Source organism: Pseudoflavonifractor sp. 60 (genome assembly GCF_009911645.1).
GTDB lineage: Bacteria > Bacillota > Clostridia > Oscillospirales > Oscillospiraceae > Lawsonibacter.
In genome coordinates, this window is the sequence record NZ_QWKI01000001.1 from 126,885 (window position 1) to 142,055 (window position 15,171).

Annotated in this window: 23 protein-coding genes; 6 read left to right on the forward strand and 17 right to left on the reverse strand. The window is 58.5% G+C overall.

The annotated features are described in order from the left end of the window. The first annotated feature begins 107 nt into the window (after positions 1 to 107). From D1646_RS00680 to D1646_RS00690, 3 genes are read left to right on the forward strand one after another with little or no spacing between them, the layout of a single operon-like run. A complete protein-coding gene (locus D1646_RS00680) occupies positions 108 to 254 on the forward strand; it encodes a hypothetical protein (protein ID WP_160634569.1) in 147 nt (48 codons plus the stop codon). A gap of 45 nt (positions 255 to 299) precedes the next feature. Next, complete coding sequence (locus D1646_RS00685; RefSeq protein ID WP_160634570.1) at positions 300 to 761, forward strand: hypothetical protein; 462 nt, start codon at positions 300 to 302, stop codon at positions 759 to 761. Beyond that, positions 758 to 1,387, forward strand: a complete 630-nt coding sequence (locus D1646_RS00690) for a Crp/Fnr family transcriptional regulator (protein ID WP_160634571.1) — start codon at positions 758 to 760, stop codon at positions 1,385 to 1,387. The genes D1646_RS00685 and D1646_RS00690 overlap by 4 nt, the downstream gene beginning before the upstream one ends. 61 nt (positions 1,388 to 1,448) lie before the next feature. Here D1646_RS00690 and spoIVA read toward each other — a convergent pair whose 3' ends face one another. From spoIVA to D1646_RS00705, 3 genes are all read right to left on the reverse strand, one after another. Beyond that, complete coding sequence (gene spoIVA / locus D1646_RS00695) at positions 1,449 to 2,927, reverse strand: stage IV sporulation protein A (RefSeq protein ID WP_160634572.1); 1,479 nt, start codon at positions 2,925 to 2,927, stop codon at positions 1,449 to 1,451. 111 nt (positions 2,928 to 3,038) lie between these two features. Then, the gene (locus tag D1646_RS00700; protein WP_160634573.1) at positions 3,039 to 4,565 is read right to left on the reverse strand and encodes an SPOCS domain-containing protein; all 1,527 of its coding nucleotides are present in this window, start codon (positions 4,563 to 4,565) and stop codon (positions 3,039 to 3,041) included. A gap of 320 nt (positions 4,566 to 4,885) precedes the next feature. After that, positions 4,886 to 5,098 (reverse strand): helix-turn-helix transcriptional regulator, encoded by a 213-nt coding sequence (locus tag D1646_RS00705; protein ID WP_160634574.1) that lies wholly within the window; start codon positions 5,096 to 5,098, stop codon positions 4,886 to 4,888. A 48-nt stretch (positions 5,099 to 5,146) separates the two neighbouring features. Here D1646_RS00705 and D1646_RS00710 point away from each other — a divergent pair, with 48 nt between their 5' ends. Then, on the forward strand, positions 5,147 to 5,329 hold the full coding sequence (locus tag D1646_RS00710) for a hypothetical protein (RefSeq protein ID WP_160634575.1): 183 nt from the start codon (positions 5,147 to 5,149) through the stop codon (positions 5,327 to 5,329). On the opposite strand, the gene D1646_RS00715 is transcribed toward D1646_RS00710, so the two are convergent. From D1646_RS00715 to D1646_RS00770, 12 genes are all read right to left on the reverse strand, one after another. Continuing rightward, a complete protein-coding gene (locus tag D1646_RS00715) occupies positions 5,326 to 6,306 on the reverse strand; it encodes a PhoH family protein (RefSeq protein ID WP_160634576.1) in 981 nt (326 codons plus the stop codon). The genes D1646_RS00710 and D1646_RS00715 overlap by 4 nt on opposite strands. Before the next feature lie 37 nt (positions 6,307 to 6,343). Then, positions 6,344 to 7,570 (reverse strand): sporulation protein YqfD, encoded by a 1,227-nt coding sequence (locus tag D1646_RS00720; RefSeq protein ID WP_160634577.1) that lies wholly within the window; start codon positions 7,568 to 7,570, stop codon positions 6,344 to 6,346. Positions 7,571 to 7,582: 12 nt separating this feature from the next. Further along, complete coding sequence (locus D1646_RS00725; protein WP_160634578.1) at positions 7,583 to 7,858, reverse strand: YabP/YqfC family sporulation protein; 276 nt, start codon at positions 7,856 to 7,858, stop codon at positions 7,583 to 7,585. 70 nt (positions 7,859 to 7,928) lie between these two features. Then, a complete protein-coding gene (locus tag D1646_RS00730) occupies positions 7,929 to 8,348 on the reverse strand; it encodes a hypothetical protein (protein ID WP_160634579.1) in 420 nt (139 codons plus the stop codon). Between the two features lie 13 nt (positions 8,349 to 8,361). Further along, on the reverse strand, positions 8,362 to 8,934 hold the full coding sequence (locus D1646_RS00735) for a hypothetical protein (RefSeq protein ID WP_160634580.1): 573 nt from the start codon (positions 8,932 to 8,934) through the stop codon (positions 8,362 to 8,364). Positions 8,935 to 9,004: 70 nt separating this feature from the next. Next, positions 9,005 to 9,517 carry a hypothetical protein gene (locus tag D1646_RS00740; protein ID WP_160634581.1) on the reverse strand — a complete coding sequence of 171 codons (513 nt, stop codon included), beginning with the start codon at positions 9,515 to 9,517 and terminating at the stop codon, positions 9,005 to 9,007. Then, positions 9,510 to 9,899, reverse strand: coding sequence for a hypothetical protein (locus tag D1646_RS00745; RefSeq protein ID WP_160634582.1), 390 nt, complete (start codon positions 9,897 to 9,899; stop codon positions 9,510 to 9,512). Before D1646_RS00745 ends, D1646_RS00740 begins: the two co-directional genes overlap by 8 nt. Further along, positions 9,899 to 10,219: a hypothetical protein gene (locus tag D1646_RS00750; protein ID WP_160634583.1), complete on the reverse strand. Its 321-nt coding sequence runs from the start codon at positions 10,217 to 10,219 to the stop codon at positions 9,899 to 9,901. Before D1646_RS00750 ends, D1646_RS00745 begins: the two co-directional genes overlap by 1 nt. A gap of 17 nt (positions 10,220 to 10,236) precedes the next feature. Beyond that, entirely contained in the window at positions 10,237 to 10,785 is a 549-nt protein-coding gene (locus tag D1646_RS00755; RefSeq protein WP_160634584.1) for a hypothetical protein, read from the reverse strand. After that, complete coding sequence (locus D1646_RS00760) at positions 10,782 to 10,919, reverse strand: hypothetical protein (protein ID WP_160634585.1); 138 nt, start codon at positions 10,917 to 10,919, stop codon at positions 10,782 to 10,784. The genes D1646_RS00755 and D1646_RS00760 overlap by 4 nt, the downstream gene beginning before the upstream one ends. After that, positions 10,916 to 11,137, reverse strand: coding sequence for a helix-turn-helix transcriptional regulator (locus D1646_RS00765; RefSeq protein WP_160634586.1), 222 nt, complete (start codon positions 11,135 to 11,137; stop codon positions 10,916 to 10,918). Before D1646_RS00765 ends, D1646_RS00760 begins: the two co-directional genes overlap by 4 nt. Before the next feature lie 11 nt (positions 11,138 to 11,148). Continuing rightward, positions 11,149 to 11,742 (reverse strand): DUF2975 domain-containing protein, encoded by a 594-nt coding sequence (locus D1646_RS00770; protein ID WP_160634587.1) that lies wholly within the window; start codon positions 11,740 to 11,742, stop codon positions 11,149 to 11,151. Between the two features lie 153 nt (positions 11,743 to 11,895). Between D1646_RS00770 and D1646_RS22580 the strand changes: the two genes are divergently transcribed. Next, positions 11,896 to 12,039, forward strand: a complete 144-nt coding sequence (locus tag D1646_RS22580) for a hypothetical protein (protein WP_201754496.1) — start codon at positions 11,896 to 11,898, stop codon at positions 12,037 to 12,039. A 27-nt stretch (positions 12,040 to 12,066) separates the two neighbouring features. On the opposite strand, the gene nth is transcribed toward D1646_RS22580, so the two are convergent. Further along, positions 12,067 to 12,711 (reverse strand): endonuclease III, encoded by a 645-nt coding sequence (gene nth, locus D1646_RS00775; RefSeq protein WP_160634588.1) that lies wholly within the window; start codon positions 12,709 to 12,711, stop codon positions 12,067 to 12,069. 126 nt (positions 12,712 to 12,837) lie between these two features. Here nth and D1646_RS00780 point away from each other — a divergent pair, with 126 nt between their 5' ends. Continuing rightward, the gene (locus D1646_RS00780; RefSeq protein ID WP_160634589.1) at positions 12,838 to 13,662 is read left to right on the forward strand and encodes a putative RNA methyltransferase; all 825 of its coding nucleotides are present in this window, start codon (positions 12,838 to 12,840) and stop codon (positions 13,660 to 13,662) included. 44 nt (positions 13,663 to 13,706) lie between these two features. Here D1646_RS00780 and fliB read toward each other — a convergent pair whose 3' ends face one another. Further along, positions 13,707 to 14,933 carry a flagellin lysine-N-methylase gene (fliB, locus tag D1646_RS00785; protein WP_160634590.1) on the reverse strand — a complete coding sequence of 409 codons (1,227 nt, stop codon included), beginning with the start codon at positions 14,931 to 14,933 and terminating at the stop codon, positions 13,707 to 13,709. Positions 14,934 to 15,171: the final 238 nt, after the last annotated feature.

Here is a 15,171-nt window from a genome sequence, read left to right on the forward strand (position 1 = left end):
AGGGCCTGTCCAAAGAATGTAAAGTATGATATAGTTAATAAAATCTTTTGACAGCCATACCGTTCTATGGTAAAATAAATTCATAATATGAAAAGGAGGCCGACAAAATGCTGACCGAAAAGGAAATTGTGATCGTTCAGAAAGCAACCGTGTACGACCTCAAACGAATTATCAGGGAGAAACCCGACAAGACCTATACGCCAGAGGAACTGGATAAAATCTTCGACGCTTATATTACAGGTGTGGAACAGTAAAATCCAAGGGTTGGGAAGCTCCTTCCTTGAGGCAAGGTGGTTTAAATGTCCTTCTTGAAAATTCAATGGACCCGGGACAGCGTCTGTATGGCAGACGACTGCAACGCCCCCAACACCAAAATTGAGGAGATGGACCATCCCCCCACCGTCTCAAACCTGCTGGACCGGGCAGCGGACTATGTTCCCGGTATAAGCGGAGCTGTCTGGGTGGTCTGGGTGGAAGACACATTAGCGGGTTATCTGGAACTGAGCACTTCTGGCTATCTGCTGCGGGATGAAGCAGTCCTGAAAGAGCTGCCGCCACCGAAGCCGCACAGAGGCTTTTTTAAGCGAAAGCCGGATATCCTCCATGTTCATTGTGTCCTCTACACGATGAGCGACTTCTCCTGCTGGAAGGGTCGGGACGGCCGTCCGCTGATAGAACACTTCCCCCCATACACTCCCCTGCTGGACATGGTAAAGGCCCAACTTAGGGAGCAGGCGGGGCATGGAGCGGAAACGCTATGAATCCTGAGCTGGACTTCCCCGCCGGCATCTGGGAAACCTTTGCCAAAAGCCGGCCCCCGGTGCGCTGCTCCCCGGGCTATCTCATCTATCTTCAGGACACTGAGGCCACCTGTTTCTATTTTCTGAAATCGGGCCAGGTAAAGAGCTTTATCCAGTCAGAGGACGGAGGGTCGCGGGTTCTGAACATCTACCGCGCTGGGAGCCTCTTCGGGGAGGCCTCCTTTTTTGACGAGCTGCCCCGGGTTTCCTCGGCGGTGGCCCTGGTTCCCTGCGAGATCGTCCCCATCGACCGGGAACTGGTGGCCCAGGAGTTTGCCCGTGACCCGGAGCTGGCCCTGGCTATGATGAAGTACCTGGCCCGCACCGTACGGCTGCTGTCTTGCCAGGTGGACCAGATGGCATTCCGTCCCGCCCGGTGGCGGGTTGCCAACTATCTGCTTACACTGGCCAGCCGAGATGGCACAGTCTTCTCAACTCAGGACGACATTGCCGCCGCCGTCTCTGCCAGCCGGGTTACAGTGAGCCGGGTACTCAATGAATTCGCCCGGCAGGGCTGGTTGGAGCTGGGGTATCGGAGTATCCAGCTGTGCGCGCCGGAGAAACTGTTGGAAGTATGCAAGTCGTAAACAGCCCAACTTGTTACCAAAAAACTCGCGGCCCCTGCCCACTGGCAGAGGCCGCTTTTGTTTACAGGATAATGCAGATCAGTCCACCGGATCCCTCATTGATAATGCGCTGGAGGGTCTCCCGCAGCTTAATGCGGGCATCCTCGGGCATCCGGTTGATTTTGGAGTTCAGGTCCTCGTTTACCAGCTCGTGGAGAGACTTTCCAAAGATGTTGGCCTCCCAAATGCGGCTGGAATCTCCCTCGTACTCCTGAAGCAGGTAGTGGATCATGTCCTCGCTCTGCTTCTCCCCTCCCACAATGGGGGAGACCTCTGTTTCAATATCCGCACGGATCATGTGTATGGAAGGAGCGCTTGCTTTCAGCCGGACACCGTACCGGCCCCCCTGCTTCATAATTTCCGGCTCCTCCAGCACCAGGGAGTCGATGGGCGGCACCACAATGCCATAGCCTGTCTCCTCCACCTCACGCAGAGCATCGGCCACCTTGTCATAGGCCTTCTTCACACCGGCCAGCTCGGTGAGCAACGCCATCAGGTCGCCGTCATCCCCGATGGTAAAACCGGACTGCTGAGACAGGGTATTATAAAACAGGCTCCGGGGCAGCTCCAGCATGGCGGCGGACACCCCAGTCCCCAAGTCAATAGCGGAGATGCGGGCCCCGCTGACCACCTCGCAGGTGCGGAAGGAGTCCACCGCGTTCTCCACGTCCCGGATACGCCGCAGCTGGGCGGTCCCCTCCCGAATGGCCCCGTACAGCGCCGCCTTGATGGGGTGCTCCTGGGGCAGGGCATCCACCCAAGGGGGCAGAAACAGGTCCAGCTCCTTCACCGGAAACTCATAGAGGACACTCTTCAAAATAGCGTTAATCTCCTCCTGGTCCAGCTCCAGGCAATTCACCGCCACACAGGTCACGTCATACCGCTGGGCAATGTCGGAGCGAATGGCCCGGGCCCGCTCTGAATCGGGGGTGGCGGAGTTGAGCAGGACCACAAAGGGCTTACCCAGCTCCTTCAGCTCGGAGATGACCCGCTCCTCCGCCTCCAGGTACTCCTCCCGGGGAATATCGGTGATGGTGCCGTCGGTGGTCACTACCACGCCGATGGTGGAGTGCTCCGAGATCACCTTCCGGGTCCCGATTTCCGCCGCCTCCGCCATGGGAATCTCGTGCTCAAACCAGGGGGTTGTTACCATCCGCTCGTTCTCCCCCTCCAGTTGGCCTACCGCGCCGTCCACCATGTAGCCCACGCAGTCGATCATCCGCATTTGGAAGGCGGCTCCGCCGTCCACCGTGACCGCCACCGCCTCCTCGGGGACAAACTTGGGCTCCGCCGTCATAATGGTCCGCCCGGAACCGCTCTGGGGCAGCTCATCCCGGGCCCGCTCCCGGCGGTAGACGTTCTCGATGTTGGGGATGACCAGCGTCTCCATAAAGCGCTTGATAAAGGTGGATTTCCCCGTTCGGACCGGCCCTACCACGCCGATGTAGATATCGCCCTCGGTACGGAGCGCAATATCCTCATAGATTTTGCGATCTTCCACTGCAATTCCTCCTTCGGCTGTATGAGCCGGTAATTTCTGTATAGTCTATTGGGATAAGCTGTGGAATATGACAAGAAAAACTGCCGCCCCTCTTCAGGGACGGCAGTTTGCTTACCTGGTACTGGGAATGAGGAGCATCCGCCCAAAGGGCAGGGCCTCCTCCTCCAGCTCGTTGGCCTGGAGGATCTGCTCGATGGTGGTGCCGTGGGCCTTTGCGATGTCCCACAGCTCCTCCCCGGGGGCGGGCATACGCAGGACCATGGAGGGACGTGTCTCCTCGCCGGCGCTCCGGACTTCCCCCAGATGCGCCGCCGTCACAGACGGAATGGAGACCGTCTCGGTGGTCAGACAGTGGAACTCCACCGTAAAACGCACCTCCACTCCACCGGCGCCGGGGGCGGCGAAAACCTCCCCGGGGCAGGCGCAGAAGCAGGTACACTTGACCCCTTCAAGGCAGTCCAGGCGGCAGGACACCGGGATAGACCGCTGGATACACTGGACCAGCTCGTTCTCATCCAGATAGAGCACGGTGACCCAGGCGTCCACCGTGAGGACCAGCTCGGACCCCTCCCGGCTCTGATTCACCTGGCCCAGGGCAAGGCGGGCGTCCACCACAGAGCGGACCATCTCCCCCGTCTCCAGCAGCTCCCGCACCGCCTGAGGACGCACTGACTGCTCCCCCAGACGGCACAGCGGCTGGTTCTCCCGGTCCACCTCCATCAGATTGCTGGTACTGTACAGGTCCTGAAGGAGCTTCACAGGCCGGTGACAGCGCACCTGGGCCTGGGCCAGCAGCTCCAGAGACACCTCCAGCTCCCGCTCATCCCCTGGGGCGGGCTCACAGTGCAGGGAGACAACCTCTACCTCCACCTGACAGTCCCCCTCCTCGCCGGCCTGGGGGACCTCAATGATCTGAGAGAAGGGCATAGACTCATGGCTGGCGGACAGCCCGCCCCCCTGCTCCTGGAGCAGAAGATACAGCTCCACCACGCCCTTAAAAATCAGCTTCGCGCCGATGAGCTTGCTCTCTGTACAAACCGGCTGGACCCGGGCGGCCAGCAGACTTGGCGTCTCGCCGGAGCCCGTCTGGAGCCGCACCTGGTCGGAAAAGGAGAAGGGCTTCTCCTGAACAGCACACAGCTGGAAGTGCTCCCCCGGATGCTGGCGCTGGCAGATGTGGTGCTCCTCCGGCTGAGTCACGCCGCAGCAGATAGACCGCTCCACCGGCTGGCAGGCCGTGATATCTACTGCCAGGTCCACCCGCAGCAGAACCTTTCTCGGATTCAGCGCCCGGGCCTCTGCGCGGCGCAGGCGAGGGCTGGCCAGCACTGTCCCCGCCTCAGTGAGCCCCGGGGCCTCCAGCTGGCAGGTAAAGGGCAGCCCTACCTCGATGCGCCGCAGTCCGCCGCCCCCCTCGGGTTGGTATAGGATGACGGCCCGCACCATCCCGGTGACCTGAGCCATCCCCTCCTTGGCCTGCTTGCCGCTGAGCATTGCCTGGCCGCATACGTCCACAATGCGCAGAATATCCGGGCAGGCGTCTGGTACAATGCTCTCCTGGGTCTCCTCCTGGCACAGGGTCGCCTGCGCCACCGTCTCATAGCTGACGATTGTATCACGGTCAAATTCCAGTTCCATGGTGTCCTCTCCCTTGTTATACATAGTGTCGGCCCGTGCAGAGCCCTGTGGGTACGATTCTGCTTTGTTCACACTATATGTGGGAGAGTTCTTATGTATGCCCTATTTTACACCGAAAATCCTGCGCAGCAGCCCCCGCAGACACTTCGGGGAACGTACCACCACGATACCCATGAAAACGCCTCCCCTCCCTATTAGTCTGACCGTCGCCGGCTGTTTCATCCTATGCAGCTTCGGGCCGGGTGTGCCGTCACTGGGTTAAAAATTTTTGGGAACACCTCGCAAAGGTCTGCTGAATACCAATGGAGCCGCCGCTTTGATTAACGGTTTACCTCCCGCTTGTCCGTTCGGCCCATGAGCCAATCAATAGATACCTGATAAAACTCTGCAATCGCCAGCAAAGTATCTCCACGGGGAACCGCACCTAATTCAAGGTCCTGATATCCCCGAAAGGAAAGCCCTACTTGAGATGCGGCCTGTGTTTGGGTCAGGTTCTGTTCTTTGCGTAGCATCCGTATTCGATTAGAAAACATAGCAAAACCTCTTGACACACAGAAAACTGTGTATAGGAGGAAACCCAAATGAACATCGAAATCCCCAAAATCATAGAACTTCTCTACTACGCCATGGTCACCGGGCCCAATCCCGGATTCTGGCCGGAGCACTTGAAGAAAGACCCTGTGATGGGCCACGGCCTCTGGTGCTTTTACAGCGGGATCAGCATGGGGCTCCAATTGGGCTCCGCTTCCTTTGAGTTGTTTTAACGCTTGTCCTTCTTGGGATTCCGCCGGTCCTCGTCCACCTCATAGGCCTTGATAATCTTCTGCACCAGGGCGTGGCGGACCACATCAGACTCGTTGAGACGGAGGATGGCAATATCCTCCACCCCCTTCAGGACCCGCATGGCCTCCCGCAGACCGGACACCTTATCGGTGGGCAGGTCGATCTGGGTTATATCACCGGTAATGACGATCTTGGAGCCGAAGCCCAGACGGGTCAGGAACATTTTCATCTGCTCCCGGGAGGTGTTCTGAGCCTCGTCCAGGATGATGAAGGAGTCATCCAAGGTACGGCCCCGCATGTATGCCAGGGGCGCAACCTCGATGTTGCCCCGCTCCAGATACTTCTGATAGGTCTCCGGGCCCAGCATCTCAAAAAGGGCGTCGTACAGGGGCCGCAGGTAGGGGTCCACCTTGCTCTGCAAATCGCCGGGGAGGAAACCCAGCCGCTCCCCCGCCTCCACCGCCGGACGGGTTAGAATGATCCGGTTGATCTCTTTGGCCCGGAAGGCAGCCACGGCGGCGGCTACGGCCAGGTAGGTCTTGCCGGTGCCGGCAGGGCCGATGCCCAGGGTGACCACATTGTTCTTGATGGCCTCCACATACTTCTTCTGCCCCAGGGTCTTGGCCTTGATGGGCTTGCCCTTGGCGGTGACGCAGATCACGTCCCCCGCCAGCTGGACGATCTGGCTCTCCTTGCCCTCCTTCACCAGCTGGACAATATAACGAACGTTCTGCTCGTTAATGGTCTCCCCCTTGGAGGCCAGAGTCATCAGGTTCTCAATGGCCTTGACAGCGTACATGACCCCCTCCGGGTCCTCCCCCGCCACCTTGAGCATAGAATCCCGGCTCACCACCGTGACCCCCATCTCTCGCTCGATGATGCGGATATTCTCGTCGAAGGACCCGAAGACGTTGATGGTCTCCTCCAGACGCTCCAGGCTGATGGTCTGTTCTGTCATTGATAATTCTCCTTGGTACATTCAAAATTGTGCGCCCCTAGGGGGTGTCTGATTCCGCGGGCAGCTCCACGCCCGGCTGTTCTTTCCCAATCTCCTCCAGACACTGGGCGGTGAGTGTAACTTGCAGACTGCCGTCCTCCACGCGGGCTGAGAAGGTTGTGGTCTCCACCTGTCCGTCCTCCCCAATCAGGGCGTCCAGCTGGTTCAGCAGGCGCTCCTCCAACAGCTGCTGGGCGGCGGCGGAATCCACCTGGACCCGCCTGGTCTCATAGGCCTGGAAGGTCTCCCTCTGAAAGGACAGCGGCAGTGCTTCCCCTCCGGGCAGGGACGGCTGGCGCACTGTGGTTATTTTATCATACATGGGCCAGGAAATGCTAGTACTTCCGAAAATTTTCACCCGCTGTCCCAATAAATTCAGTGACCACACACTCTTCTGCTCCCCGGTATACTCCTTCACCGCCGCCTCCAGCGGGATTTCGGCGGAGAGCTCCCGCCAGGTCCTGGCCCATACCCGTCCTCGGGCATGGGTCTGGTAGTACCGAAAGGGCAGGCCGCTGTACTGGGGCGGCTCCATGGTGACGGTCCCCGCAATGAGCACGTCCCCCCTGGCCACCACGTCCCCGTCCTGAACCCGGGCGTCTCCCTGCTCCGGCTCCAGGTTGGTTATGACGCCGTCCGCCTCGGCCACAATGTCGAAAAAGCCCGACTCGTCCAGCCGCTCTGGCGTCTCCAGCGTCTCCCGGACAATGACCTCCAGCCGGGTCCCGTGGAGGTTGATGCCCATCCAGGACAGCTCCTCCAGCCCCAGCAGCGCCTCCTGGGCCAGCTCCTTGCGGTGCAGCGACGGGCCGTAGACCCCGGGTCGCACCCCCAGCTGGCGCAGCTGGCTGAGGATGACGGCGGTGGGCACCCGCTGGTTTCCGGTGACCTCGATGGTCAGCACAAAGCGGGACAGAAAACTCACCGCGCACAGGGCGAACACCAGCCCCATCAGGAAAAAATACCGGGTCCGGAAGCGCTCCCACACATCGGGCAGGCCCCGGCTGGACTCCCGCTCCAGCGCTCCCCCCACCTTCTCCGCCTGCTCCTCCAGCAGAGCCAGGGTGCGCCGCCGGGTCACAAAGCGCAGCGTGTGTTCGTCCAGCCACTCAACCCCCCAGAAGTCAATGTTGGCCTGGGCACACAGGTTTATCAGCCGCTCGGGAAAGGGGGCGGCCGCCCGCACCACCACGATCCCCCGGAGATAGTTCATCAGCTTTTTCATAGCGCCCCCCCTCTATGCCAACGTGATCTGCGAGATCTTTCCGGTAATCAACAGCTCAAATCCCGTCATGGCCCGCAGCTCCAGCTCCTGCCCGGCCACCTTGATAAGATAGACGCCGCCGCTGATATGGATCTCCTCGGTGCCGTAGGCGAGAATCCCCTTGTGGTTCTCAACCCGCAGCTCCCCGTCGCCCACCAGCTCCAGCCGGGTCAGCCCGGCCACCGCGTCCACCGGAAGGTCGAACATCTCCGCCGCCCGCTCCAGGAAAGCAAATCTTCGGGGTCTCATAAAAATCACCTCTCCTCACTGGATAGCAATGTTCCGCTTTGCTATCTATATGATGGGAAGAGGTGAAACTTTACAGAGAGGCCTCAAAGTAGTACCAGTTGGGCAGAATCAATTCAATATAGCCCCGGTTGTCCCCCTCGCCCTGCCAGCGCCACTCATACTGGCCAAGACGCTCCAGCTCTTCGCCGCTGTTCTGGAAGGAGACCGGCACGCCGTCCGGGGAGTAAAAAAAGCCGTAATAGCTGCTGGAGGTGACAATGCCCCGGCTGACCACGATATACTCTACGATATCATGCTCTCCGCTCCAGATGTTCACTGTCAGCCAGGGATCAAAGCTCAGCTCCTCCCCCCTCTGCCAGCGGGACACCGCCTGGGTCAGTTCCTCCTGGTGGATGCGGAAATAGCCCTTGGTCCGCCGCTCCGGCGTGTTGAGAAACAGTATCGCCCCCGCTGCAAAGGCCAATACCAGAATCCAACCCTTTTTCTTCATACAAACTACCTCCTCAGCCGATGTCCCCATAGATGGAGGTCGGGCCGTCATAGATGCGATCTATCCCCCGCACCAGAGGGCCATGGTAGGCGTAATAGCTGTAGTGAGGGTCTAAAAAACCGTCGTCTACCTCCAGAAGTGTCTGGCCCTGGTACTCCACAGTCCGCTCTGAATCCGTAAATCCAAACAGCAGCAGGAAGGGCCCAATCCACAGGGTCACAAGCAGAACCTCGGCGGCCAAGAAACAGACCAACGCCTTGCCAGCCCACTCCAGCAGAATGGGGATATTGGACCACTTCTGATCCAAAACGCAGGCCACCGTCAGGACGACCCCCGCCCAGCCGCTGACCAGTAGCGTGCCGAAGAACAGCGCCGAGGCCAGATTCCGCCAGGTCATCCCGAAAAAGCCCAGCAGGATCATACCTCCAAAATACAGGGCCAGGGCGCTCAGGAAGACCGCCGCCGTCCGCGCCAGACTGTCCCGGATCTTCCCCTTGCAGCGGACCAGACAGCCCAGCCCCAGCAGACCCAGCATAAACACTCCAATCAGCACCATTGGAAAAGAGAAACCGGTGAAATTAGACATTGAGCCACTCCTCCGATACCGTCAGGGTCAGAGGAGCAATCACGTCAAAATAACGCATTCTTCCTCACCTCTAATCAATAGTTACATAAATCCTTCCCCTGCCCCGCACCAGAGGGCCGTGGTACTCATAATAATCATACTGCACATCCGGAAAGTCAGTGTACTCCTCTAATAAGGTCTGCCCCTGGTACTCTATGACCCGCTCCTCTACGGAAATCTTAAAGGCAAAGATGAAAAGTCCAAGCCACAGGGTCACCAGGAACACCACACCGGCAAGAATTATGATCCCCCATTTGGTCAGGCCATCCAATTCGCACAGAGAACAGGACAATCCCAGCCCTGCCCAGAAGCTGACCATCACCACTCCAACCAGAATCGCCTCCGGCAGGCTCCGCCAGGCCAGTCCAAAGGAGCGCAGTACGATAGACCCGCCCAAATACAGTGCCAGCGAAGCGAAAAACAGTCCCGTGTCCCAAACCAGGCAGGTCCGGCGCCTTCCCTCACCGTTTCGCAGGCAGTCAATCCAAATCGCACCCAGCACCAGGATGCCAATCAGGAAGAGACAGAAAATCCATTCACCCATTGTACCACTCCTCCGATACTGTCAGGGTTCTGTCCGCATCTAGGGTGAGATACAGCCGCTCCCCGCTGAACACCACCGTCTGTCGGGCCAGCTCCCGGCCCCACCGGCCGGACAGTATCACCGTGACCGTCTCCGTCCCCTCCTCCAGGGCCACGCCGTAGCTCTGGCCCTGCTCCATCAGGGGCCGCTCCCGGGCGCTCTGGATGCCCTCGGTCTGGCTCCCGTAGTCCAGCTCAATGGACCACACCGCCTGACGCCCGCTGTTGACAATCACCAGGTCGGCATCCTCTCCCCCACAGCCGGACAGGAAAAAGGCCGCCGCAGAACAGCCGGTGAGCAGCAGACATAGAGCCGCCATCGTAAAAACCGTCAACCGCTTCATCAAAATCCTTCCTTTCTGTGCCCCTCCGCCCAGACCAGTGCCAGATTGAGCAGAACCGTGGTAATCAGCAGAAAAAGGGAGACGACACGCACCGCTTTTATGGTGTCCATCAGCGCGGACCAGTCCCCGATGTTGACCAAGTGTTCATCATAGCAAATCTGAAACCAGATAGCTACGCCGCAGGCCCCCAAGCTGAGGACCGAAGCCAGACGGCCCAGTCCCCTTTTTTGACACACGCACAGCGCCAGCTGAACAACGGGGATCGTCCATCCAATCAGCCCCAGGGCAACACTGCACAAGTTCATCATTCCATAGCCCATACAAGCTCCTCCTGTTCCTAACCGTTGGGATACGGCACCGTCCGGCTGTCCCAGCCCGCGGCGATGTCAAACCGGACGGTGACGCTGTCCTCCCCCCACTCCAGCTCATAGCTTCCGTGGGCAAAGGGACGGAAGCCGTCGTCGGTGGTGTAGGTCACGCCAGTGTCCTGAAGCAGCCAAGGCCGCTTCTGCCAATAAAACCGCCCCCAGCCTCCCAGGAGCCAGCTCTCCTCCTGCGCTACCAGGGTCGGTCTGCCCTCCGGCGCCGGAAGGACCACATACCGGGGGTTGCGGTCCCCTAGGGCCAATAAAAAGAGCCCCGACACCAGAAAAATGACCTCCACAGCCACAGAAAAGGTCAGGGCAACAACCCGCTCCCAGCCCCTTGTGGACCTGGCTATGGCCCAGTCAATCCAGACAATCAGGGTCAGCACAAAGATCAGCATCAGCCCGCATATCATCCTCCCGCTGTCCACCGGCCCGATTACCAGTGTGCTGTCCATCCAGCAGAGCAGGACGATTCCTCCAAAACACAGGCCCAGAATGATACAGAATACCTTGTTCATGTCTGGCTCAGCGCTCCGAAGATGACCAGGCCCGCAAAAATATACAGTCCAACGAAAACTGCAAGCAAAATCAGCACCGCCTGAAGAACAATCGTCCCTAAAGTCCTGAAAAACCACTTCCACTGCTCGCTCATGTCCCGTCCTCCCCGTCCGGTACAAACTCCAAAATGTCCCCCGGCTGACAGTCCAGCGCTCTGCAAATGGCCTCCAGCGTGGAGAACCGAACCGCCCGGGCCTTGTTGTTCTTCAATATGGACAGATTCGCCATGGTGATGTCCACCTTCTGGGCCAGCTCCCCCAGGGACATCTTCCGCTTGGCCATCATTACGTCCAAGTTAACCACAATCGCCATACGCCTGCCCCCTAAATGGTCAGGTCCTGGTCCTCTTTCAGCTCCGCCGCCTGGCGGAACAGAGCGGACATCACCTGAAAGAGCAGCCCTCCCATGAGGAAGGCGGGGACAAACAGAGCGTTGTAGGTAAACAGAGGCGCGTCGCTCCTCCAGTACAGAAAATTGAGAATCAGCCGGACCAGCGCCGCCCCGGAGATCACCCAGCAGCACTCCGCCGCCCGTTTCAGCGCCTGAGCATTGCGCCGCTGAAAGGGATTTCCCTCCAGAATGGTGTCCAATACCCGCTTGGCCTGCCAGAGAATGGAGGCGGTACATATCCCGCAGACCCAGAAAAACAGGGTCAGCAGGGCTGGACCGGTCTCAGTCCACACAGCCCACCAGGAGGCAAAAAAGGTCAGCGCGATGGTAAAATTCCGCTCCCCTTGGCCGCTCAGCCACTGCTCCAGCCCATGCCGCAGTACTTGAGCAGCTTCGGCGGGGCCGCCCTCTGCCCGATAGGCCACAAATCCCGGCACCAGCACAAGACAGAGCACATTGACAGCAAAAACGCTCCAGACCATCAGCCGCAAAATCCTTGCCAGACGCTGAACAGCAGTCTTTTCCACGGAAAATTCCCCCTCTTTGTGGCACTATCCTAGCACAGCGAAAACCGATTGTCAATATATTTTTATTGTTTTTCGATAAATATAGGGTGTTCCAATTTCCTGCGCCCTATGGTATAATAGACTTATAATCAAAATAAAAGGAGGTATTCTACAATGAATATGCAGGAAGTTGCACGTCTTCTCCTGGGTTTGCGGGCCGATGGATGGAGCGAAAAAAAGATCAACGACTTTCTCCTGTTTATCGAAACCGGAGAAGAGCAGTACAAGCCAAAAGGACAAGAAAACGCCGGAGTGTAACTCCGGCGTTTTTTGGCATCAATAGAGCTATCCATTTTTCGCAAAGTGGTCGCACCAAGGGCGCAGGGTACACTCCTGACACTGGGGCCGCCGGGCGACACACACCGCCCTGCCGTGGAGGACCATGCGGTGGCAGAAGTCGTTGGACTCCTCCGGGGGCAGGATCTTTCGCAGCTGCTGTTCCACCTTGGCTGGGTCCTTGGAGCCGTCAGTGAGCCCCAGCAGGCCGGTGATCCGAATGCAGTGGGTGTCCGCCACCACTACGCCGGGGGTGTGGTACACGTCCCCCAGAATCAGATTGGCGGTCTTCCGGCCCACCCCGGGGAGCTTTAACAGTTCTTCCATGGTGCCGGGCACCTTGCCGCCGTAGTCCCGGAGCAGCATCTGGGAAGCCAGCACAATATCTCTAGCCTTGGCCCGGAAAAAACCGGTGGAGTGAATATACTCCTCCACCTCTGAAATCTCGGCGTTGGCCAAGGCCTCCAGGGTGGGGAACCGGGCGTAGAGGGCGGGGGTCACCTGATTCACCCGCTCGTCGGTACACTGGGCCGCCAGCCGGACGGAAAAGAGCAGCTCATAGTCCTTTTTGTACTCCAGGGAACAGATACCCTCCGGATAGAGCACCTTCAGCTCCTCCACAATGGCACGGATATCCTCCGGGGTCTTGTTCATATCAGTCACCTCTCGGTCGTTTTCCCCATTCTAGCACAGTCCGCCGGATTTTTCGAGTCTTTTCCTCAATTTGCCCTTGTATTTTTTCCGCCCAGCCGATATGATGGAGAGACGAGGTGAAATTCCATGAAAAGTCTGTTCCGCTGCCCCCTGTGCGCCGCCCCTCTGGAGCGGGAGGAGCGCCGCTGGCTCTGCCCCAACGGCCACAGCTTCGACCGGGCCGCCGCCGGATATGTCCATCTGCTCCCCGCCAACCAGAAGCACTCCAAGGACCCGGGAGACGACAAGGCCATGGTGGCCGCCCGGTCCGCCTTTTTGGAAAAGGGCTTCTACCGGCCCCTGCGGGACGCCCTGTGCCTGGCGGTCACGGAATACGCAGTCAACTTCCCTGACCCAGTCCTGCTGGACAGCGGCTGCGGCGAGGGCTGGTACACCGCCGGACTGTTCCAGGCTCTGCGCAAGGAGGAGCCCAAAATCGCCGGCGTGGACCTGTCCAGGGCCGCTCTGCGCCGGGCCGCCAAACGGGTCCCGGAGGGAGAATTTGCCGTGGCCTCCGCCTATCATCTGCCCCTCCCGGACCAGTCGGTGGACGTGCTGGTGAACATCTTCTCCCCCCTGGCGGCGGAGGAGTTCGCACGGGTCCTCCGCCCCTACGGGCTGTTCTGCTACGCGGTGCCCGCCGCCCGCCATCTGTGGGAGATGAAGGAAGTTTTATATGAAAAGCCCTACGAAAATCCGGTGAAGCGGGAGGAATACAGTGGTTTTCTCTGGATGGATGTAAAGGAAATTCGCTTTACGCTTAATTTGCAGGACAACAGCGACATTATGGCCCTGTTCCGCATGACCCCCTACGCCTGGAAGACCCCCAAGGAGGGCATCGCCAGGCTGGAAATGCTGGACCAGCTCACCTGTCAGGCGGGCTTTGACCTGCACCTCTATCAAAAAATATAGCAAAAGCGCCTGCTGTCTGCCCCGTACAGACAACAGGCGCTTTTTCAGCCGCCCACTAGAATGGCCATGTGCGCCAGGGTTGCGCTGTCGTTTTTAAACAGCTCGTCCTGGAGCTTGATGCGCTGGCTTTGGTCGTGAACCAGAGCGCGGCTGGCCCGGACCACGGCGTGGAACAGCCGCGCCCGACTGACCTCCTTATCCATGGAGCAGACTGCGGAAAAGCGGTAAAAGCTGTACAGATTGCAGAGCTCTACATAACTTTTCCACAGATCTTGAGGTGTATCCAAGCTAGGCAGAACCATCTGGAAAACTATACTCACCATCAGATTTTCCAAAAAATGTTCCGAATGGTTTAAAAATTCATCCAGTTTGTTCTCCAAATTTTGATAATATTCTGTATTGGCAGATATTCGGCTCAGATTTAGAGCTTCCAGGGAAGTTTCTCCGGTAGCAGCGGACAGCAGCTCGGCAACTAGCTCACTGCCTAGGGCTTTAAGCAGTTTGAAGAGTAAGTATACATTGTTGCTGATAAACATCTGCTGGTTTCCAGGCATTTTTTCCAAACTCTTCACCAGTGAATCCGGATTTTGGAGTAACACTTGCCATTGAAGCAGAGCATGGTCCAGTGTAGAGGCGTCCTGCCAATCTAAACCCATCAGCTGTTGGGACATCAGACCCAGTAACAGAAAGCGACGGGATAGGGGCAGAGCACGGGCCTGGAGAGCGTCAATCCATAGTGCCCGGACAACAGAAAAACGGGCTTCCATTGGGTTCTTTGTCCAATAAATTCTGTGCTTTTCCTTCGGCAGGGGTTCTTCGATAAAATCCACCCCATCCTTTAAGTCCCAAAGCAGGGCCAGCACCCCCTCGCAGGAGGGGGAGAGGGCGTACTCCAGGGCGGCGGAGGTGTAGATAGTGCCGCGGGGATAGGTTCGGCACACATTGGGCAGGACGCCCTCTCCACACTCCAGTTGGAGGCGGCAGAGGCCTTCCGGGGTGTGAAAGGCACAACGGCCCTCCTCGCTCTGGTGAAATTCCGCATACATCTTGCCGTGGGCCCGCTCGTTGAGACGGCCCAAGCTCTGCTCCACCATCTGCTTCAGTTCATCGCTCCGGGCCGCCCGTTTAACGGCCAGATAGTCTTTTTTGCTGAACTCAATCCGCCAGCCGTCGTCACAGCAGTTGTCCTGACAGGCCCCCATGATGCAGTGGAAGTCCTTGTAGTAGGCGGGCATGAGGGCGGTTCTGACTGGGATTTGTTTTTCTGACATGGTAACACCTCAAAATATGACAGTTTCTGTAGGGGCCAATGCAACACCGCAAAAGCGGCAGCTGCCGCCCGCCCCCTTTGGCAAAGGGGGTGCCTGAGCGAAGCGAAGGCGGGGGATTGTCAACGGCAGACTACCTTCTATTTGAGCTTTTAAGTAAAAGCAGTGCCAGCAGGTCAATCCCCACCGGCTTCGCCGGAGCCCCTTTTCAAAGGGGCCAGGCCGCCTGCGGGCGGGACGA

What these genes read in the sequence shown, in the direction of transcription:
- D1646_RS00680 (WP_160634569.1), top strand. Translation starts at nt 108, where the DNA reads ATGCTGACCGAAAAGGAAATTGTGATCGTTCAGAAAGCAACCGTGTAC.
- D1646_RS00685 (WP_160634570.1), top strand. Translation starts at nt 300, where the DNA reads ATGTCCTTCTTGAAAATTCAATGGACCCGGGACAGCGTCTGTATGGCA.
- D1646_RS00690 (WP_160634571.1), top strand. Translation starts at nt 758, where the DNA reads ATGAATCCTGAGCTGGACTTCCCCGCCGGCATCTGGGAAACCTTTGCC.
- D1646_RS00700 (WP_160634573.1), bottom strand. Translation starts at nt 4,565, where the DNA reads ATGGAACTGGAATTTGACCGTGATACAATCGTCAGCTATGAGACGGTG.
- D1646_RS00705 (WP_160634574.1), bottom strand. Translation starts at nt 5,098, where the DNA reads ATGTTTTCTAATCGAATACGGATGCTACGCAAAGAACAGAACCTGACC.
- D1646_RS00710 (WP_160634575.1), top strand. Translation starts at nt 5,147, where the DNA reads ATGAACATCGAAATCCCCAAAATCATAGAACTTCTCTACTACGCCATG.
- D1646_RS00715 (WP_160634576.1), bottom strand. Translation starts at nt 6,306, where the DNA reads ATGACAGAACAGACCATCAGCCTGGAGCGTCTGGAGGAGACCATCAAC.
- D1646_RS00720 (WP_160634577.1), bottom strand. Translation starts at nt 7,570, where the DNA reads ATGAAAAAGCTGATGAACTATCTCCGGGGGATCGTGGTGGTGCGGGCG.
- D1646_RS00725 (WP_160634578.1), bottom strand. Translation starts at nt 7,858, where the DNA reads ATGAGACCCCGAAGATTTGCTTTCCTGGAGCGGGCGGCGGAGATGTTC.
- D1646_RS00730 (WP_160634579.1), bottom strand. Translation starts at nt 8,348, where the DNA reads ATGAAGAAAAAGGGTTGGATTCTGGTATTGGCCTTTGCAGCGGGGGCG.
- D1646_RS00735 (WP_160634580.1), bottom strand. Translation starts at nt 8,934, where the DNA reads ATGTCTAATTTCACCGGTTTCTCTTTTCCAATGGTGCTGATTGGAGTG.
- D1646_RS00740 (WP_160634581.1), bottom strand. Translation starts at nt 9,517, where the DNA reads ATGGGTGAATGGATTTTCTGTCTCTTCCTGATTGGCATCCTGGTGCTG.
- D1646_RS00745 (WP_160634582.1), bottom strand. Translation starts at nt 9,899, where the DNA reads ATGAAGCGGTTGACGGTTTTTACGATGGCGGCTCTATGTCTGCTGCTC.
- D1646_RS00750 (WP_160634583.1), bottom strand. Translation starts at nt 10,219, where the DNA reads ATGGGCTATGGAATGATGAACTTGTGCAGTGTTGCCCTGGGGCTGATT.
- D1646_RS00755 (WP_160634584.1), bottom strand. Translation starts at nt 10,785, where the DNA reads ATGAACAAGGTATTCTGTATCATTCTGGGCCTGTGTTTTGGAGGAATC.
- D1646_RS00760 (WP_160634585.1), bottom strand. Translation starts at nt 10,919, where the DNA reads ATGAGCGAGCAGTGGAAGTGGTTTTTCAGGACTTTAGGGACGATTGTT.
- D1646_RS00765 (WP_160634586.1), bottom strand. Translation starts at nt 11,137, where the DNA reads ATGGCGATTGTGGTTAACTTGGACGTAATGATGGCCAAGCGGAAGATG.
- D1646_RS22580 (WP_201754496.1), top strand. Translation starts at nt 11,896, where the DNA reads ATGAATATGCAGGAAGTTGCACGTCTTCTCCTGGGTTTGCGGGCCGAT.
- nth (WP_160634588.1), bottom strand. Translation starts at nt 12,711, where the DNA reads ATGAACAAGACCCCGGAGGATATCCGTGCCATTGTGGAGGAGCTGAAG.
- D1646_RS00780 (WP_160634589.1), top strand. Translation starts at nt 12,838, where the DNA reads ATGAAAAGTCTGTTCCGCTGCCCCCTGTGCGCCGCCCCTCTGGAGCGG.
- fliB (WP_160634590.1), bottom strand. Translation starts at nt 14,933, where the DNA reads ATGTCAGAAAAACAAATCCCAGTCAGAACCGCCCTCATGCCCGCCTAC.